At 39.2% G+C, this 18995-nt stretch carries 19 protein-coding genes; 3 read left to right on the plus strand and 16 right to left on the minus strand.

Going from position 1 to position 18995, the window contains the following annotated elements; translation table 11 throughout:
* Positions 1-24: 24 nt before the first annotated feature.
* Positions 25-1407 (minus strand): class II fumarate hydratase, encoded by a 1383-nt coding sequence (locus tag ACEPSS_RS01070; protein WP_395319391.1) that lies wholly within the window; start codon positions 1405-1407, stop codon positions 25-27.
* Between the two features lie 236 nt (positions 1408-1643).
* On the opposite strand from ACEPSS_RS01070, the gene ACEPSS_RS01075 reads away from it, so the two are divergent.
* Positions 1644-2906, plus strand: coding sequence for an adenylosuccinate synthase (locus ACEPSS_RS01075; protein ID WP_395319393.1), 1263 nt, complete (start codon positions 1644-1646; stop codon positions 2904-2906).
* Between the two features lie 55 nt (positions 2907-2961).
* Here the strand turns inward: ACEPSS_RS01075 and ACEPSS_RS01080 are convergent, their stop codons facing one another.
* The 10 genes from ACEPSS_RS01080 to pyrF form a co-directional block, all read right to left on the minus strand.
* The gene (locus ACEPSS_RS01080) at positions 2962-3540 is read right to left on the minus strand and encodes a 4'-phosphopantetheinyl transferase family protein (RefSeq protein ID WP_395319395.1); all 579 of its coding nucleotides are present in this window, start codon (positions 3538-3540) and stop codon (positions 2962-2964) included.
* 22 nt (positions 3541-3562) lie between these two features.
* Positions 3563-3817, minus strand: a complete 255-nt coding sequence (locus ACEPSS_RS01085) for an acyl carrier protein (RefSeq protein ID WP_395319397.1) — start codon at positions 3815-3817, stop codon at positions 3563-3565.
* Between the two features lie 78 nt (positions 3818-3895).
* A complete protein-coding gene (locus ACEPSS_RS01090) occupies positions 3896-5011 on the minus strand; it encodes an alpha/beta hydrolase (protein ID WP_395319399.1) in 1116 nt (371 codons plus the stop codon).
* A 50-nt stretch (positions 5012-5061) separates the two neighbouring features.
* The gene (locus tag ACEPSS_RS01095) at positions 5062-5913 is read right to left on the minus strand and encodes a hypothetical protein (RefSeq protein ID WP_395319401.1); all 852 of its coding nucleotides are present in this window, start codon (positions 5911-5913) and stop codon (positions 5062-5064) included.
* Between the two features lie 99 nt (positions 5914-6012).
* On the minus strand, positions 6013-6897 hold the full coding sequence (locus ACEPSS_RS01100) for an aldo/keto reductase (protein WP_395319403.1): 885 nt from the start codon (positions 6895-6897) through the stop codon (positions 6013-6015).
* Positions 6898-6942: 45 nt separating this feature from the next.
* Positions 6943-8121 carry a DUF998 domain-containing protein gene (locus ACEPSS_RS01105; RefSeq protein WP_395319405.1) on the minus strand — a complete coding sequence of 393 codons (1179 nt, stop codon included), beginning with the start codon at positions 8119-8121 and terminating at the stop codon, positions 6943-6945.
* A gap of 72 nt (positions 8122-8193) precedes the next feature.
* The gene (locus tag ACEPSS_RS01110; protein ID WP_395319407.1) at positions 8194-10755 is read right to left on the minus strand and encodes an SH3 domain-containing protein; all 2562 of its coding nucleotides are present in this window, start codon (positions 10753-10755) and stop codon (positions 8194-8196) included.
* Positions 10756-10956: 201 nt separating this feature from the next.
* Positions 10957-11988 carry an alcohol dehydrogenase AdhP gene (gene adhP / locus ACEPSS_RS01115; RefSeq protein ID WP_395319409.1) on the minus strand — a complete coding sequence of 344 codons (1032 nt, stop codon included), beginning with the start codon at positions 11986-11988 and terminating at the stop codon, positions 10957-10959.
* A 101-nt stretch (positions 11989-12089) separates the two neighbouring features.
* A complete protein-coding gene (gene pyrE, locus ACEPSS_RS01120; RefSeq protein ID WP_395319411.1) occupies positions 12090-12725 on the minus strand; it encodes an orotate phosphoribosyltransferase in 636 nt (211 codons plus the stop codon).
* 10 nt (positions 12726-12735) lie between these two features.
* On the minus strand, positions 12736-13452 hold the full coding sequence (gene pyrF / locus ACEPSS_RS01125) for an orotidine-5'-phosphate decarboxylase (protein ID WP_395319413.1): 717 nt from the start codon (positions 13450-13452) through the stop codon (positions 12736-12738).
* Positions 13453-13693: 241 nt separating this feature from the next.
* On the opposite strand from pyrF, the gene ACEPSS_RS01130 reads away from it, so the two are divergent.
* Both ACEPSS_RS01130 and ACEPSS_RS01135 read left to right on the plus strand, forming a co-directional pair.
* Complete coding sequence (locus tag ACEPSS_RS01130) at positions 13694-14917, plus strand: MFS transporter (protein ID WP_395319415.1); 1224 nt, start codon at positions 13694-13696, stop codon at positions 14915-14917.
* A gap of 78 nt (positions 14918-14995) precedes the next feature.
* A complete protein-coding gene (locus tag ACEPSS_RS01135; protein WP_395319417.1) occupies positions 14996-15214 on the plus strand; it encodes a hypothetical protein in 219 nt (72 codons plus the stop codon).
* 60 nt (positions 15215-15274) lie between these two features.
* Here the strand turns inward: ACEPSS_RS01135 and ACEPSS_RS01140 are convergent, their stop codons facing one another.
* The 5 genes from ACEPSS_RS01140 to ACEPSS_RS01160 form a co-directional block, all read right to left on the minus strand.
* Complete coding sequence (locus ACEPSS_RS01140; protein ID WP_395319419.1) at positions 15275-15526, minus strand: hypothetical protein; 252 nt, start codon at positions 15524-15526, stop codon at positions 15275-15277.
* Positions 15516-16127 carry a hypothetical protein gene (locus ACEPSS_RS01145; protein WP_395319421.1) on the minus strand — a complete coding sequence of 204 codons (612 nt, stop codon included), beginning with the start codon at positions 16125-16127 and terminating at the stop codon, positions 15516-15518. The genes ACEPSS_RS01140 and ACEPSS_RS01145 overlap by 11 nt, the downstream gene beginning before the upstream one ends.
* Positions 16128-16195: 68 nt before the next feature.
* A complete protein-coding gene (locus ACEPSS_RS01150; protein ID WP_395319422.1) occupies positions 16196-17614 on the minus strand; it encodes a basic amino acid/polyamine antiporter in 1419 nt (472 codons plus the stop codon).
* A 107-nt stretch (positions 17615-17721) separates the two neighbouring features.
* Complete coding sequence (locus tag ACEPSS_RS01155; RefSeq protein WP_395319424.1) at positions 17722-18654, minus strand: DMT family transporter; 933 nt, start codon at positions 18652-18654, stop codon at positions 17722-17724.
* Between the two features lie 12 nt (positions 18655-18666).
* On the minus strand, positions 18667-18987 hold the full coding sequence (locus ACEPSS_RS01160; RefSeq protein ID WP_395319426.1) for a DUF7671 family protein: 321 nt from the start codon (positions 18985-18987) through the stop codon (positions 18667-18669).
* Positions 18988-18995 lie beyond the last annotated feature (8 nt).

Below are 18995 nucleotides of genomic sequence, written 5' to 3' on the forward strand. Positions count from 1 at the left end.
TCGAGGCCTTTTTTTCTGTGCTAATTAACGTTCATTATTGGTCATTTGTAAAGGATTGACCCATTTAGCAAACTCTGCATCACTCAAAAAACCAGATTGAAGGGCTGCTTCCCGTAGATTAAGTCCCTTTCTCATGGCTAATTGAGCAATTTCTGCCGCTTTGTGGTATCCAATGTGCGGTGATAAAGCCGTGACCGTCATTAATGATTCATCGACTAATTGCTGCATTTTTTGCTCATTAACCGTAATTCCGGCTACTAGCTTATCAGTATAGTTGGGCAATAACCCTACTAAGAGTTCTACTGATTCAATGAAGGTCGCAATCATGACGGGTTTATAAACGTTCATTTCAAAGTTCCCTTGACTGTTAGCCACTTCAATCGTGGTGTTATTCCCCATAATCCGAGTAGCCGCCATAGTCATCGCTTCAGTTTGCGTTGGATTAACTTTTCCGGGCATAATTGATGAACCTGGTTCGTTAGCGGGAATGCTGATTTCCCCGTAACCAGCCCGTGGACCACTGGCTAAGAAACGAATATCGTTTGAAATTTTCATTAGATCAGTTGCCAGCGTACTAATTGCTCCATGCGTATTGGTAAGGGCCGTATGGGCTGCTAAACCATAAAATTTATTTTCAACTTGATAGTTTTCTCCATAAATCTTGCCTAAGGTTTTAACCATCGCTTGATCAAAACCAGCTGCAGCATTAAGCCCGGTTCCGACCGCCGTACCCCCGATTGGTAAGCCTAATAATCCATCCGCGTTCATTTTAATGAAGGAAACGTCATGTTTTAAAGTACTCGACCAACCCGAAAGCTCTTGACCAAAGGTTAACGGGGTGGCATCTTGCAGATGAGTTCGCCCAATTTTAACGACATCCCAATATTTTTGAGAAAGTTTATCAAAAACTGCAATTAATCGTTCTAATTCAGGTAATAATTGTTGTACCGCTTCCAAGCCTGCGATATTCATGGCCGTGGGAAAAGTATCGTTGGAACTTTGGGAATGATTGACGTCATCATTTGGCAAGATTTTTGCCGTTGGATCAATTTGATTAGCGACATGGGCCAAGACTTCGTTCACGTTCATGTTGGTTTGCGTTCCCGAACCCGTTTGGTAAACGTGTAACGGAAAGTCTTTCATTAACGCTTGATCTGATAATTTTAATAAACGGGTGGCTGCTTGTTCAATTAAATCTGCCCGATGCTGTTCTAACTCACCCTCAGCGGCGTTTACTTTCGCAGCTGCTAATTTAATGTTGATGAGTGCTCTAATGACTAACACTGGCATCAATGGTCCCGTAGGAAAATTATGGCGACTCCGTTCGGTTTGGGCCCCCCAAAGAGCCGATTTGGGAACCTTAACGTCCCCTAAAGTATCACTTTCAATTCGATAAGCTTCTGTCATTAATGATTCCTCTCTAATTATTTTTTATTCACCAAATTTATTTATTAATATTTTCATTTTCCTATTGTTCGTCTTTTTTGTCAATCAAACCAGATAAATATCGCCTATATTATAGATAAGAAACAAATCCGAACTTTATTTTTACCAATTTTATCCTAGCCCTTGAATTTCTTAATGATGATTGCTAAAATAACTGTGGTTCAAAAATAAATTGGGATTAATGTGAGGTGCACAATATGTCAGTTACAGTTGTAGTTGGTAGTCAATGGGGCGATGAAGGAAAAGGTAAGATTGTTGATTACTTAAGTAAAGATTCCGACATCATCGCTCGTTATCAAGGTGGCGATAACGCCGGACACACCATCGTTTTTAACGATCAAAAGTTTAGTCTTCAACTCCTTCCTTCAGGGATTTTTTACTCTGATAAAATTGCCATGATTGGTAACGGAGTCGTTTTAAACCCGAAAGCACTTTTTCGCGAAATGAAATACTTAAATGACAACCAAGTACCAACTGATAACCTTCGTATTTCTTCACGTGCGCAAGTAATTATGCCATACCACATTTTATTAGATGAACTTAGCGAAAAGAGTCGGACTAATAAGATTGGAACTACCAAAAAGGGAATTGGTCCCACCTACATGGATAAAATTGCGCGAGTTGGAATTCGGGTCGCAGATTTAATCTACCCAGAAACCCTCAAAAAAGTTTTAAAAGAAACGTTGCGCCAAAAAAATGAATTATTAACTAAATTATACGAAGTTGAACCCTTAGACTTTGATTCAATGTACGAAGAATACAAAGAATACGGACAACGAATGAAAAAATACGTGATTGATACCTCTGACTTACTCAACAAAGCAGACGGCAAGAACATTTTATTTGAAGGTGCGCAAGGAATTATGCTCGATATCGATCATGGAACTTATCCTTACGTAACTTCTTCAAACCCTGTTGCGGGTGGTGCTGCCGTTGGTGCTGGAATTGGCCCTACTAAAATCACCGACGTCATCGGAGTTTGCAAAGCTTACACTTCCAGAGTTGGTGAAGGACCTTTCCCAACTGAACAACTAAACGAAGTTGGCGATTATATTCGCGAAACTGCTCACGAATACGGCACGGTTACCAAACGTCCCCGTCGAATCGGTTGGCTTGATGCTGTAGCCCTTAAACACGCTGCTCGGGTTTCTGGTTTAACTAGCTTAGCCATGAACTGTGTCGACGTTTTAGATGGCTTAGATACCATCAAGGTCTGTACTGGTTACGAGTTAGACGGTAAAATCATTGATTTCTACCCTGCTAACCTAGATGTTTTAGCCCAATGTAAGCCTGTTTATCAGGAACTTCCTGGCTGGAAAGTTAACACCACGAAGTGTGATACTTTTGCTAAACTTCCAGAAAATGCTCAAAACTACATTAAGACCGTTGAAGAACTAGTTAATGTACCAATTGACTGGTATTCAGTTGGCCCTGATCGTGAACAAACGCATAAACGTTAAAATATAAAACAAAAAGACGATTACTACTGAATTTCAGTAATAATCGTCTTTTAATTTACTTAACTTTAGTGGCCATGGTCCCAATATATTCGTGATCAATACCTAAAAAGTCAATTTTGAATTTTTCACCGGCTCGCGTTGCATAATCCATTCGGGGTAAAGCAACTTCGATCGATTTCGGTTTACTAACTAAGCCTAAGCCTAATTCCTTTAAAACCGCTTCTTTAATCGTCCACAACCGTAAAATTTGTTCTGATTTTCGGGGATCATGTAACTTATTCAAATAAGCAATTTCACCTACCGTAAAAGCATGACTTAATTTTTCCAGTTGTTTCGGTTTAAGCTTTTCAATATCAATTCCAATTGGTTGATCAGAAATGGCCACGGTTACCAAATTAGCCGAATGAGAAATGTTAAAGTACTCACTACGGTTCTTAAAATAAGGCTTACCATGTTCCCCTTCGGCAATTTCATCACCAGCTAAAAAGGTCTTTTCTGGCAATTCCAACAACTTGGCTAATAATATTTTACCAACCACAGTTTGTTGTTGCTTGGGGTGTGCTTCAATCCCTAATTCTTGGTAATAAGGTTGATATTGTAAATCAGTGAGTCTTCCACTTTTAAATTTTAACAAGTGTGAATCCTCCCCTAAAAAATTATTTAGCGTCGATTTGTTTTGCAACGTAATCAACTAAATCTTGAACCGTTGCCATGCCATCGTCACCGTCAATTTCGATATCGTATTTGTCTTCAAGCGCATCCACGATTTCAAAAACATCAAGACTATCTAATTCCAAGTTTTCTTTGAAGTTAGCGTCCATTGTAATTTTGCTTGCGTCAAGATCAGTTTGGTCAACTACGATTTCTTTAATTTCATCAAAAATTTGTTCTTTGTTTGCTTTTTCAGCCATAATTATTCACTCCATTATTTAATATTAAACTTACGTAACAATTTAATTCTAACACAATCTCAATCATTAATTAAAATTCTAACGCTTAGCCCACAATGCCATTTCCCGAGCTAAGTCTTCAGCTTGGGGGATAATTCCCATTCTAGTAACGAATCCATGCATCATGCCAGCATACCAAATGTAATCAACATCATTATGCGTTTTTGCGACACTTTTGGCATATGTGTAACCTTGCGGAGTTAAGCAATCATATTCGGCCGCAACTACCATGGTCCGAGGTGCTTTTGCTAGGTCCACCTCGCTACTGTTAATTGGGGAGATAATTGCGTCACTCATTTGATGTTTGCCGGGATAAATCGCTTTTAAAGTTGCTAGTGAAGCAATATTTTCATCATCCATCTTTTCAATTAACTGAACCCCAAATTCATCCATGCTAGGCAATTTTTGCTTAGTTGGTACATTTTCGACATCAAGCATTGGATAAATTAAAACTTGCCCACTAATGTAGCCAGTTTCTTTTTGGACATCAAAGTTGCTCATAACGGCCGCAATGTTTCCACCCGCGCTATCACCAGTTACAAATATCCGTTTGGGATCAACGTGTAATGCTTCTGCATGAGTAGCCACGTATTCCACGGCATGCCAAGCGGCCTTAGTCAAAGCATCAACATCGGCTTCTGGGGTCCGGGGATAGTCAACGTTAAAGACCAACCCTTGAGTCAATTCTGCTAATTTTTTGCCAAAGTTTTCAGTATTATCTGGCGTATTTCCATAGAAGTTACCCCCATGAAAATAAATAAATGCTGGTTTCTTGACGGCTTCGTTTTTAAAATCATATTGGTATAAAATGGCATCATTGATGTCAATTTCACTTTTAACCACGTTATATGAAAGATCTAAGTCATAACAACCATTTAATTCACGTTCTGCTAACGCCTTTTGGGCTTCTGGTGACGAGGTATCGTTCTTAGCTCGTTCAGTGGCTAAACTACGTGCAACGTGATGACCATGCCGGCTCTTGTCAAAGTTAATCGTGTAACTATCTAGGCTATCTTCAACGGCCAATGATTTTTTATTCACTAACAGATTATCGTCATTGCGTTTAAAGTTAGTAACATCATAATTAGGTGAAATTTGTTTTAACCGATGGTAATATTCGGCAGTTGTTGGTGCCCAATCTTGATTATTTTTCATAATAATTCCCTCCAAAAAAAATCACCTCAGCAGGTGATTTTTATTTTTAATTATTTAAGTCTTTCAAAAAACTTGATTCCATCCATGGTAAACCAGAATTCGAAGAACAAGAAGACTACTAGTCCAGCAACAAAAATCAAAATTCCTAAGATAATTGAAAGTGCCACAGCTAAGCCAGTGACATGAATCAAGGATACTAACCAAGCTACCATTACTACTAATAAAGTAAAGATTGCAACTGCAGCCAATAACATAAGGGCTTGTAAAACAACTAACCCTAATAATTGGTAACGGTGACCCTTCATTAATTTCCAAGTTTCAGGGAAGGCTTTAAAAAGCCCATTATCTAAGTCTTTAGTATCTGCATAATAAGTTAGAAAGACAAAGTATAAACCTAAAGCAATGTAAGCATAAACTGCTACACCGATTAAGCCCACTGCTGCGGCAATTGCAAAGAAAAAGGAATTTTGTTCTGTAATTCCAGCAAGTACAAAAGCCCCACCAATAGCACTAAATAGTAGGAAAATAATCAAACCAATTAAGCCAACTAAAAAGGAAATTCCAATTACAGAAACCCACGTTAAACCTTTAAAGGCGACAAAGGCATTCTTAAATTCAAATTTACCGTCTTGGTCTGATTGAAAAAGTCCCATTTGTAAGGATACTGTAAATAAATTAACTAAAATTGAAATCAACAGCATCATCAAAAATGAAGCTTGAAGCGTATTTAATACGGCCATAGGATCATAATTGATATTCCTTACTGCTGCGGTAAGTGAACCTCCATTAGAAAATCCGTTTGCAAATAAACCCACGATAAATGATGGTAACCACATTCCTAAAATGGCCCATTTGTGTTCCTTGACAGTCTTAAAACCATCTTTTAGTACTTCAATAATCATTTTAGCTTCCTCCGTTTTGTTTACTTTCCATTTTAACAGAAATTAGCTTTTGATTAAACCCAAACAAAAAGTCACCCCACTAAGAGTGACTTTCGTTATTTATTTTTCCCATTGATCAACGCTATCGGCACCACCATCTGGATTACCACTCCATTGGAAGTCACCATACCAAATTGACCGTTTATCTAAATTCAAGCTATTAATTAAGTTCATGTCAGCATCTGACAACGCAAAATCATAAACATTCGCATTTTCTTTGATAAATTCTTCGTGGGTTGATTTAGGAATCGTATTAATTCCCCGTTGCAATTCCCACCGAATAATCACTTGCGCAGTCGTCTTGTGATACTGATCAGCAAGCTTTTTAATTTGAGGATTATTAAGCGCGTCACCATGACCAAGTGGTGACCAAGCTTCTAGTTGAATATTATGCCGATCACAGTAATCTTTAATATCAGTTTCTTGTTCCAAAGGATTAAATTCCATTTGGTTAAGCACTGGTTTGATCGAAGCGTGTTTCATTAAATCACGGAGTCTTTGAATATCAAAGTTTGAAACCCCAATTGCCCGAATCTTACCATCCCGGTAAAGATCTTCTAAGGCGCGCCAAGTTTCGTTATATTTACCAGTAACAGGCCAATGAATTAAAACTAAATCAACGTAACTAGTTTGAAGACGTTTTAATTGTCCCGCAAAAGCAGCAATCGTGGAATCATAGCCTTCATCACCGTTAAAAATCTTCGTGGTTAAGAAGACATCTTCTCGTTTCAAGCCATTTTCGGCTAGACCTTTAGTAAGTCCGTCACCAACACCAGCTTCATTTCCGTATTGTTTAGCGGTATCAATCGCTTTGTAGCCGTGTTTTAAAGCCCAACGAACCGATTGTGAAGCCGTTGCGTTATCACTACGCCAAACCCCTAAGCCTAAACGGGGCATGTCAACACCGTTATTTAATTTAACGGTTGATTCTAAATTTAAATTCATAAGATCACCTCAATTAGAGTATACGGCTCTCACTTTTAATTTTCATCAATCTTGTTTCACTTCCACCACAAACTCATGGGTTCCCCAATTAATTTGTTTCAAAATATACTGAAATAACATCATAATCCAGGAGAAAGCCAGAGCCGAAGCAAAGATTTCATAAGCCGTTAAGGAAAAATAGTGCGCTCCTTTAAATAAAAAACTCGCTAGGAGGATTAAGCCTCCTAAAGTATTAGAAATTTTCAGAAAATTCTGGGAAATTCCCGGCCAAAGCCATTTAATTCCCCCAATTAAAATAATGACATCTAACGCCATCGACCAAGCACAAATGTCGTGCCAGAGATGCATCCAAGGGATTTGGCGATTATTAGCAATCAAACCAACACACAGTGCGTTAATGGCCATCATGGTTAATAAGAAACGTAAAATTTGAGTTTGCAGTAGTGGCCGATGAAGTGGCTTAATTGAAACAAACAAATAATCAATTAAGGCAATCATTAGCAAGGCCGCAAAGATAAACGTCAAATTAAATTGCCAACTGTCGACGGCTTTGTTCGTCCCTAAAAAACTAATATTATGCTTCCACCACTGTAAGTTACTATTGGAGAGCATCGAAATCATGACCCCACCAAAGATTGTGATGACAAACACATCTACTAACATGGTCGGGGTAATATTTTGAGCTAGTAAAATCATGACCGTATTAATAATCAGTTGAAAAACTAAAAACATTAAAGTTGCCGTATAAATGCCAAACGTTGCTCCCATAAAAACGCGAGCTAAAATCCAAAAAATCCCTAATAAACCAAATAGCAGAATGGCTGTAAACGACAAAATGATAGTGGGAAAATTTCGCCAATACAAGTTTCGATAAATTGCATTGACTGATTGGTTCCGTGCTTTAATAAAGAAAATCGAAAAAAGAATTAAACCAGAAAACATGCCTAGAATAATGGTTGCCGTAGCAATTGAATAACTACCAGTAAATTTAACGTTGGTGATTTTGCGTAACGTAAAGAACATGAAAAAAATCACGCTCGTAACTAACGCTGGGATTAAACTCCACCAATAAGAAACATCCCATCCAGTATCTTCGGTGTTCGCTTGTTTTTCAAGTCGAATCGCATTGTTTTCAATTTTTAAGTCTAATTTTTCGTTTGGTTTCAATTTAATTTGTTTGACAACTTGTGCTGGAATTTCAATGTGGTAATTCTGTTTTGCCATTTTCTAAAATTCCCCTTTATTATATGACCTAAAAAGAGACCCCTCACAGGGTCTCTTTTTAATTTAAATCTTTTAAAATGCTAAGTTTAACTTGGCAATCCAACGTGATTGACCAGAGTAACTAGTGTAATGTAACCAAGTGTAGCCATCGGCTTGCTTAGTTCCATCAAAATAGATGGTATCACCTGGATCAAGGACAACCGAAACATTACCGTTTAAACTAGCTTCATCACGTACATACTGTGTGTTGGTAGCAGTATAAGCACCACTAGCTGGAAACATTCCCTCAGTATTACTTGGTGCAGCTGGTTGAGCATTGTTTAACTCAGCAACCCAGTGGGCTTCACCAGAATAACTGATGTAATGGTACCAAGTATAACCATCAGCTTGGGTCGTTCCATCGTAGTAAATGGTGTCACCTGGATCAAGGGTAGCAGCTACACTAGCTGTTGTACTTGCACCAGTCCGAACTGCTTGACTTTGATCAGCAGTATAAGCACCGCTGGCTGGAGTGAATTCACTATCAGCACTTGGTGCAGTTGGTTGAGCATCATTTAAATCAGCAACCCAGTGAGCTTCTCCAGAATAGCTAATGTAGTGGAACCAGTTATAACCATCAGCTTGGGTCGTTCCATCGTAGTAAATGGTATCACCTGGATCAAGGGTAGCAGCTACACTAGCTGTTGTACTTGCACCGGTCCGAACTGCTTGAGTTTGGTCAGCGGTATAAGCACCACTTGCTGGAGTAATTACGCTATCAGCACTTGGTGTTTGCGTTGGAGTAGCAGGTGCTGGTTGAGCATCATTTAAATCAGCAACCCAATGTGCATCCCCTGAGTAACTGATGTAGTGGAACCAGTTGTAACCATCATTGTTAAGCGTTCCATCGTAATAAATGGTGTCACCTGGATCTAAAGTTGCTACAGAAGCAGCATCAGTACTGGCACCAATTCGTACTGCTTGAGTTTGGTTAGCAGTATAAGCACCACTGGCTGGAGTGATTACGCTATCAGCACTTGGTGTTTGCGTTGGAGTAGCAGGTGCTGGAGCTGGTTGAGCTTGCTTAACATCGTTTACGTCAGCAACCCAGTGAGCTTCACCTGAATAGCTGATATAGTGCATCCAGTTATAACCATCGTTATTAGCTGTTCCATCATAGTAAATGGTGTCACCTGGATCAAGGGTAGCAGCTACACTAGCTGTTGTACTTGCACCAGTCCGAACTGGTTGAGTTTGGTTAGCGGTATAAGCACCACTGGCTGGAGTGATTTGCACCCCATTATTAACCACTGGATTTGATTCAGGAGTAACATTGGTTGCTGCTGAATTATTATTGTCAGCAGGTGCTGGGGTAGTATCATTAGCTGCTTGACTGTTGTCTGTTGCAGGGGTTGTAGTACTGTCACTTGCTGCTTGATTATCATCAGTAGCAGGTGATGGGACATTATTATTTGTGTTATTTTCAACTGGTTGGCTTGGTTGACCTAAGGTAGTATCAAAACGATTTAAATTGTTGTAAGAAATGATACTTGTCAAGGTATTGGAATAATTAGGATCAGTGGCATAACCATCAGCTTGTAACATTTGGCATACATAGTTGTAGTCTTGGTTGTAAAGCAAGTTAGCATAACGTGAGTTAACGGCCAAGAAACGACCATGATCTTCAATACTAGTAGCAAAATCAGGATATGCACGGAAACGATCTTGAATGGTTACATAGTGACCATTGTAATATTCTTGCGTGTTTTGCAAAGTTGAGTTCCCGTTGTAATCACCCTTAATTCCATAAAGGTTGTTGCCAGGAGCAGATTGACCCCAAGCACTTTCAACAATTGCTTGTGCAATTGAAACACTAGGAAGCACACCGTATTCGTCCCAAGTATCTTGAGCACCAGGAGCTAATTGATTAATAAAAGCTTGGTGATCTGGACTAATATAACTAGAGGTTGGGTTGTTAGCAGCTGCTGGAGCATCGTCATTTAACTTAGCAACATAATGTGGGTCTCCAGAATAGCTAATGTAATGTAACCATTCATAACCTTCATTGTTAGTTGTACTGTCATAGTTAACTGATTCACCAGGATCTAAAGTATTAACCACATTAGATTCTAAGCTAGCTCCATCACGAATTGCTTGTGATTGGTTAGCAGTATATGTAACCGATTGCGCTGTAAATTGCGTAGCTTGAGCAGCTTGATTAGTGTCGGCTGCCTTATTATCGCTAGCTGGTTGAGCTGCATCATCCGTTGCTTGTGGTGCAGCTTGCGCATTAGCGGCAGCTGAATTATCATTATCAGCTTGCTTTTGTGGTTGAGCTGCTAAAGTAAGCACGTCATTGTTAGCTTCTTTTGTCGCATCACCTTGACTTGCTTGGTTGTTGTTATTATTTTGATCTGCAGGTTGTGCTTCTGGTTGAGCAACAGTAGCAGTTTGATTGGTAGTAGTTGGAGTAGTTTCATCAGCAAAAGTTGGAGCACTCATTAAAAATAATGAGGTTGAAGCAAAGGTAATTCCCATTGCAATCTTAATCCAACCATGTTTTGACTTGCTTAGTTTGGTTCTGGTCTTAGTTTCTCCGGTTGCCATAGCCATACGGTTATGTGCTTTAGTAAACTTATCTTCCATATAATTCATTATAATTCATTCCTCTCTTATGTATAACGTCTAATTAAGCTTTTCTTAATTAGTATAGATATGTCAATGATAACACAATTATTTTAACAAGCGCTTCATATTTAAACATAAATTTAAATTGTTAATTAGTTTTAACAAAAAAACATCATGGAAAAACATCCATAATGCTTTTTTCATTACCTATCTAAAGACGATTTTAAATTAAGCTTTGTCACCAGTGAAATCAAAGACAACTCGTCCCACAATCTTACCGGCTTTCATTTCGTCGATTACTTTATTAATGTTTTCAAGTTTGTCAGTTCTAACGATTGGTTTAACTTTTCCTTGAGCACCAAAGTCAAAGGTTTCCCGTAAATCTTGACGAGTACCTACAAGTGAACCAGCAACTTTAATTCCATCCAGAACAGTCTTATCAATATTAAGAGCCATGTCACCTTTAGGAAGCGCAACGGCCACTAAAGTACCATTGGGTTCCAAAGCGTTCACAGCATTAGTAAAGGCTTGGGCGCTAACGGCCGTTACAATTAAATCGTGAACTCCACCATTAGTTCCTTTAATAACTTGTTCAGTTGCATCCGCATCGTGACGGTTAACAACTAAATCAGCACCGTTTTCTTTAGCGGCTTCCAGTTTCTTAGGATCACCATCAGTAACCACTACTTTAGCACCAAAGACGTTGTGAGCTAATTGAACCCCCAAGTTACCTAAACCACCGGCACCAACGATTTGAGTCCATTCACCAGGTTTAGTATCCCCAATCTTAAGGGCTTTGTAAGTTGTTACACCAGCACAAGTTAATGAAGTTGCTTCAACTGGATCAAGGCCTTCGGGAACTTTAACGGCGTACTTAGCATCCACGATACATTCTTCTGCCATAGCACCATCAACCGTGTATCCAGCATTTTTAACGTTACGACAAAGAGTTTCATTACCAGTTACACAGTACTTACAAGTACCGTCAGCTGAGTAGAACCAAGCGATTGATACTCGATCACCAATCTTTAAGTTAGTCACATTATCACCGATTTGAGTAACCCGGCCAACTCCTTCGTGTCCGATAATCCGACCAGGAACTTCACCAAAATCACCTGAGGCAACGTGTAAATCTGTGTGACAAAGTCCACAATATTCCACTTTTACTAAAGCTTCGTTGGAGCGAATGGGACGTAAAGTAACGTCTTTAATATCAACATATCCATCTGAATCTGGTCTAACAACCGCAGCTTTAACCATAATAATCTCCTCTTTTTAATGAACCATATTATTCTTTTTAACAAGTTCATTATAACGTGAAATAATTCACATTGCAATTAAATCACCGGGAAATTTAACTTTTATTCTGCTTTCCAGTTCCAAGGATCTTGGTGCCATTGGTTCAAGGAATTGTATTTATTTTCCGTAATTTGTTTCGTTTTGTATAGTTCTTCAATTAATTTGGCATAGGTTACTAAAGGACTAAATGGAAAGCCAGCTTTTTTAAAGTTTTGCTCTGCATCCGGAAAACCATAAGAAAAAATAGAAACCACGCCGGCAACTTGAAAACCTTCCCGTTGAACAGCCTGAGCAGCTTGAATTACACTGCCACCTGTTGAAATCAAATCATCAATTAAGACGACTTGATCATCTTTTTCAATCCGACCTTCAATTTGTTTACCCGTTCCATGATCTTTGGGTTTGGAACGCACGTAGACCATTGGTAAAGCGAGTTTATCAGCTACAATTGCCGCATGGGGAATTCCGGCGGTCGCCACTCCCCCAATGACAGTTACTTCTGGATATTGCGCTTTAATCAACTTAGCTAAGGCTTCGGCAATCATGCTCCGAAGTTCTACGTAAGAAACCGTCAAGCGTAAATCAGTGTAAATTGGTGATTTAATTCCGCTAGCAAATTCAAAGTAGCCTTCTGATTTGAACTGTACGATTCGATCTTCAACGAGTTGGTGTAAAATTTGCGTTTCTAAGTTTTGCATAACTATTCTCCTATTTTAAGTTCCAGTCTTTGATATATCTGGCATAAGCCGCAATTGGATCTGTACTTTGGGTAATTGGTCGACCCACGACAATCGCAAAAGCACCGTCTGCTTTTGCAGTTGCGGGAGTTGCAACGCGACTTTGGTCACCTACCGCATCCTGTTTCATTCTGATTCCGGGAACTACATACTCAAAGTCGTGTCCTAGGGCTTTCGTTAAATCAGGTAATTCTAACGCTGAGGTAATTACCCCGTCACACCCTGATTGCTTAGCTAACTTAGCTAGCGCAACGACTTGTTCGTTCATGGGTAATTTACAATTTTGTTCGTTTGCTAAAACTGCTTGTGAAATCGAAGTTAATTCTGTGACCCCTAGTAGATGTGGTTCTTTTAAGCCAGAACGCTGAGCTCCCGTTTGTAAGCCTCGTTTGGCTGCTTCCAGCATGGCTTGGCCACCTAAAGTATGCACGGTTGTGTAATCAACGCCTAAAGCTCCTAATTGTTCCATCGCTTTTTCTACCGTATGGGGAATATCAAACAGCTTCAAATCCAGAAAGATATCACATCCGCGTTGCTTAATTTGTTTCACAATTTCTGGTCCAGCTTGATAAAAAAGTTCCATGCCAATCTTAACGGTGAGCTGACTTGGATCTTCAAATTGATCTAAAAACTGATTAACTTGACTGACTGAGGGAAAATCCAGTGCAATCATGATTGGTTTCTCCATTTTGACCTCCAAAATTTTAGCAATTTAAAAAGACTACCCACTGGTTTCAGAGAGTAGTCTTGTAGAATTAAATTCGTTTTCAATTCAATTTGGCTTCTCTGAACCAATTAATTTGTTGTGAGAATTATAATATAATTATGCTACTTGTACAAGTCAACCTTGTCACAAATGTTGGTTTATGCCACAATACTAAGAGCAACAAATAACTAGGGCCTGCGAGCCTTACTTTGGAGGAAATTTTATGAATCAACACGCAACTGAGCACACCCCGCTAACGCGAAACCAAAAACTGGTGTTAACTTCATCAAGTTTAGGGTTTGGGTTAGAAAATATGGATGTGCTTTTTCTTTCGTTTACCATGAGTTCAATCATTGCTTCGCTACACGTTTCTGCTGGGGCAGCCGGTTTAATCGGAACCATTACCAACTGGGGAATGTTACTAGGAGGAGTTTTATTTGGCTTAATTGGTGATCGGTTTGGTCGGGTTAAAACCTTTACTTATACAATTTTCGTCTTTGCGTTTGCCACTGCTTTAATGAGCCTTGCCAACAATATCTCTACCATCTATCTTTTACGGTTTATCGCCGGAATTGGTGCTGGGGGAGAATATGGACTAGGAATTACCTTGATTGCAGAAGCTTTTCCGAAAAAAACACTAGGAAAAATGTCATCAATCGCTTCCGTTGGTGGTCAATTAGGGGCCGTGGCTGCTGCCATTTTAGCTGCCTTTGTGGTACCTGCTCTCGGCTGGCACGCCCTTTACCTCTTTGGTTTAATTCCAATTGTCCTCGTCTTTTTCGTTAGACGGCACATTCAAGAGTCTGAAGAATTCTTGCACGCCCAAGCTGATCGTGAAATTACTACCATGCAAGCCATTAAAAAATATATGTTTGCTGATGCAGCCACTGCTTGGACTACCATTGGTTTAATGATTATGACAACGGTCCAAATTGCCGGTTACTTTGGGCTAATGAACTGGTTGCCTTCCATTGTCGAACAGCAAAGTCACTTGAGTGTAAGGGGTTCATCGCTGTGGATGATTTCAACGATTTTCGGAATGAGCGTCGGCATGATGACCTTTGGAACCATCTTCGATAAAATGGGACCTCGGTTATCATTTGGAATTTTCTTATTGGCTTCAGCTGCTTTAGTTTACGCCCTAGCCCTTGCCCATTCGATTGGACTTTTACTCATCATTGGAGCAGTCGTCGGCTTCTTTGCCAACGGAATGTATGGTGGTTATGGTGCCATTGTTAGTCGCCTTTATCCAACCGAAGTTCGTTCCAGCGCCAACAACATTATTGTCGGCGTTGGTCGGGCCATTGGAGGAATGTCATCATTAGTAATTGGGATTATCATGGAACACTACAGTTTAATCGTCGTAATGCTCTTTTTATCAATCCTGTATCTCATTAGTTTCACTGTGATGATGACTCTACCGGGCTTAAAAAATTTCAAACAATAATCTAAGCATATTACTAACCCCTTTGCTAAAAAAGAACTATTATATAGTTGTACATAAAGAAAAGGGAGATAGATGAAGATGGCTGAAAAATTTGAAGAAAACACAATGTTAGATGAACACATGAACCAAGTATTTGATTGGTCAGATAGTGACATGCCAATTCGTGATGCTTTATGGGACTACTACATGCAAAGCAATGCTAAAGATACCATTAAAACCGAAGAAGCAATGAAGAAATACTTAGACATGAGTGATGCTGATGTTAAAGCTGAAGCTGAAAAACTTCTTAAAAAATAAATTAAACTAAAAGGCCTGCTGAGAATTACTTCTCAACAAGCCTTTTTTTGCTGCTAAATTTTATTGATTTAAAGGATCGGTATGGGTGGCTTTAAATTCTTGTTCCGCCTTTTTGGCAATTTTTTTATACTTTTTGGTAAAGTCATTACTTACTTTGGTAATGGCTTTATTTTCTGCTGTAATCTTTTGGGTAACTTGCTGATTTTGCTTCAATAAATAAAGATTTCCAATCGCTAAAACGACAATTAAAATCAGTGGGATTGTAATCATTAAATTATGGTTGGCAAACGCAATTTTAAATTTATTTACCATGACGATCACCTCGAAAACTTTGAATTAAGTGAAACCGGATTTTATTAGAGTTTAAATCTTGATGATTCAAAGTCACCTTAAATAAGTAATGGTTCGTATTCAGGTGGTTTCCCCGTCTGCCGTAGTAAGTTACGGTTACATTTGAGTAATAGTAGTGCTCTTTTTTAGCTTCATCATTACTATAATTATAAATTTTGATATCGTTTAGACGTGTGTAATGATTGACCGAACCTAGCAAAGCTTCCGCATCTTCCTTGGTCATATAGTGCTTGGTTAACTTAGCAACGGCCTCCTGATTTTGTGCGGGCGTTGGGTAGTTCCCAAAAATAATTTTCATACTCTCCGTTAAGGAGGCATTATTGGTCTTTGCAATCGTCTTCATGTTTTGATAAGACAAATTTTCTTGATAAGTAACATCATCAGCGGTCATTTCGTCCAATGATTTTTTCAACATCTCATATTTAGTTTGAGCATCACTGAGTTTTTGCTGATTTTTATTTAGCGTATCTAAATTAACCCAGCCCAAAATTAATAAGGCTAGCATCACTAAATTTATTAGTCCAATGATTATCCATCTCTGATATTTTTTAATTGTCCACATTGAAAAACGTCCCTCACAAGTTATTTTTAATAAGTATACAGCACTTTTGAGCTTTGCAACTAAAACTTTTAGGCCAAAGTGATTTTACCTAATGCTAAGCCAATGATCGCTGTAATTGCAACCATCGTTACCAAAATCATTAATCCCCATTCTTTGGCATTAATCGGACGTTGATTTTCTTGAGCCGCTTTAATGTAAAAGGCAAACCCTAGCACATACGCAATCGCACATAACCAAAGGTATTGCAGCCCGGCAAAGGTAATTCCAGCGACTTCAAACCCAAACGCTAATAAACCTGGAAACATCAGTTTAAATGATTTAGCCTGATAACCAACTTTAATTTGATAAGCCGCTACCAAGGTATAACAAACCACCATGGCGGCGGTACATAGAGAAATCGCAAAGTTATAGGCTTGCTCAGAAAAGATTAGTGAGACTAAGAACAGTTGTAATAAAATTTGCGTTAACATCAGTGAATTAATCGGGGTTTGGTGCTGGTTTAACTTAGCAAACCAGTGGGGTAACATTCCCTTCTCTGCCATTTCGGCCGTCGCAATTACTGGCGGCAAAGTCCAGGATAACCAGGAACCAAAAATAGTAATAATCAAGGAAAGACTAACTAGCGTACCACCGACAGGTCCAATCATGTCTTTAACCACGTAGGTCAGCGCGGGGTTATTAACGTGCGCTAATTGACTTTGGGTTAAATAGCCATATGGCAACATCGAAATTACCACGTTGATAATTAAGAGTGCCCCAAAACTTAAAATAGTAGCTTTACTTGCATCAGATGCTTTGTGCGCACGTCCGGTCATGGTCGTTGCCCCTTCAATCCCGACAAAAACCCACATCATAGTAATTAAACACCCTTTAACTTGCTGAAAAATTCCACTCGGCGTGGCTTTTAAATAAGTAAAGTTAGTCGTAAAGTTATCCCAAAAATGGGCCGTAAAAACATTAGTTTTAAATAAGGCAATTCCGAGCAATACAAAAGCTAATAACGGAATTAGTTTAATAATGGTAATGAACACGTTAATAAAGGCGGCGTTTTCCACTCCGCGTGATACTAAATAAGTTAAGAACCAGGAAATGACGGAAGCCACAATGATTGCTGGAATTGAATTACCCGAACGAAAACTAGGAATAAAATAGCCAACCGCTGACATCATCATGGTGGCAAAAGCGACACTTCCAATCCATGACGATAACCAATAGCCCCAACCAGAAATAAAGCCGACGAAGTTCCCAAACCCTTTTTGTGCATATTCTGCCATTCCATTTAAATCAGGATTGGTTTCGCTTAATGATTTTAAACTCATGGCGAGGCCAAAAATTCCAATTCCGGTAATTAACCACGCCAATAACGCTGGCCCCGGTGTCGCTACTGCTGCCAGTTGCTCACTAGCATTATAAATCCCTGCTCCAATTGAGGCACTAATCACTAGCATGATTAGTCCAATTAACGAAACTCCATCTTGTTTTTTCATTTTAAATCCCCTTACCCAAATTTAAGCCATACGATTAGTATAACCCAAAATGGGCCAGCATTTTTCTGCAAAATAAAAAATCTTTGCCTAAGCAAAGATTTCAGCATTTATTTTTGATTTAAAATTTCTTCATCGGTTGGTGAATACTTAAGAAGGTAAATAGCTAAGATTACCAAGATTGCTCCGACTACTTCAGCTAAACTTAAAGCCGTCTTGAAGAAGATCACACTCAAGATAAAGGTCGAAACTGGTTGTAACGCATCCATCAAACTGATATTTGCCGAAGTGGTAAACCGGGTGGCAAAAATTAAAGTTGAGAAGGTTAACAACGTTCCAAAGAAAATAATCCCACAAACCCCTAAAACAGCTCCGGTGGTTAAATGCGGAACATCCGTCCACACTGGATGATTAAGGTTATAGGCAATACTAGCCACTAAAGTTCCCCATCCCATCACGACGATTGGTGGATTATCTTTTCCTAATTTACGTGGTAAAACCACATAAAGTGCTGCCGTAAGCCCGGAAATCAAGCCCCAAATGAAGGAATCCATTGGAATTGAAAGCTGACTGATATCACCTTTCGTAATTGATAAGAAAACCCCAATAATCGCAATCGCAAACACGATGAAGTCAATTTTAGCTGGTTTCTTGTGTTGGAAAATAAAGGCTCCGATTAAGATAAATAATGGCGCTAAATATTGCAAAATGGTCGTTGCCGCAGCATTACCATCTTGAATACTAACGTAGAAACTCCCCATGTTAGCCGCTAACCCGAACAATCCATAACAAACTAAGGCAATGATTGATTTCCAACTTTTAAAGATATTAAAAATCTTTCCTTTATAGAAAATCGCACTCACTAGCAATAGAATGCTTGCGGCTCCAGTAGTTCTGGCTGCTAAGAACCAGGGTGCTGGAATTGAGGCATTTTGGGAAACGAACTGGGTGATTACTCCCGCAAATCCCCAAGAAACTGAGGCAAAACCTGCTAAAGCAAGCCCTTTGGCGGTGTTACTCATCCCTTTAATCTTGTTAAACATTTTTAAAACTCCTTATTTTTCACCAAGTAATTTGGTACTAGCCTCCGAAACCACTTCTGGTGATACGTCATCACTTAAAAAGCGAGCCATTGGTGTGTACTGATGGCGCTTCTTAAAGGATACCTTAAAGCTAGCCAGAATTGCAACACGCATCTGATTTTCCGTCAGAAAAACTTGGCCAACTTGCCGAAATTTCCCCTTAGTGTGTTTGCCAATCCGCCATTCGTGTAATTTAAATTCACCATGAGCGTCACGTTTAATTTGATAATTTCCCGAACCATCCTGTTCAACGGGCACGCCAACGAAACGCAGCACATTATATTTATCAGCCATAAGTCCTC

This window comes from Fructilactobacillus frigidiflavus (assembly GCF_044054575.1).
GTDB lineage: Bacteria > Bacillota > Bacilli > Lactobacillales > Lactobacillaceae > Fructilactobacillus > Fructilactobacillus frigidiflavus.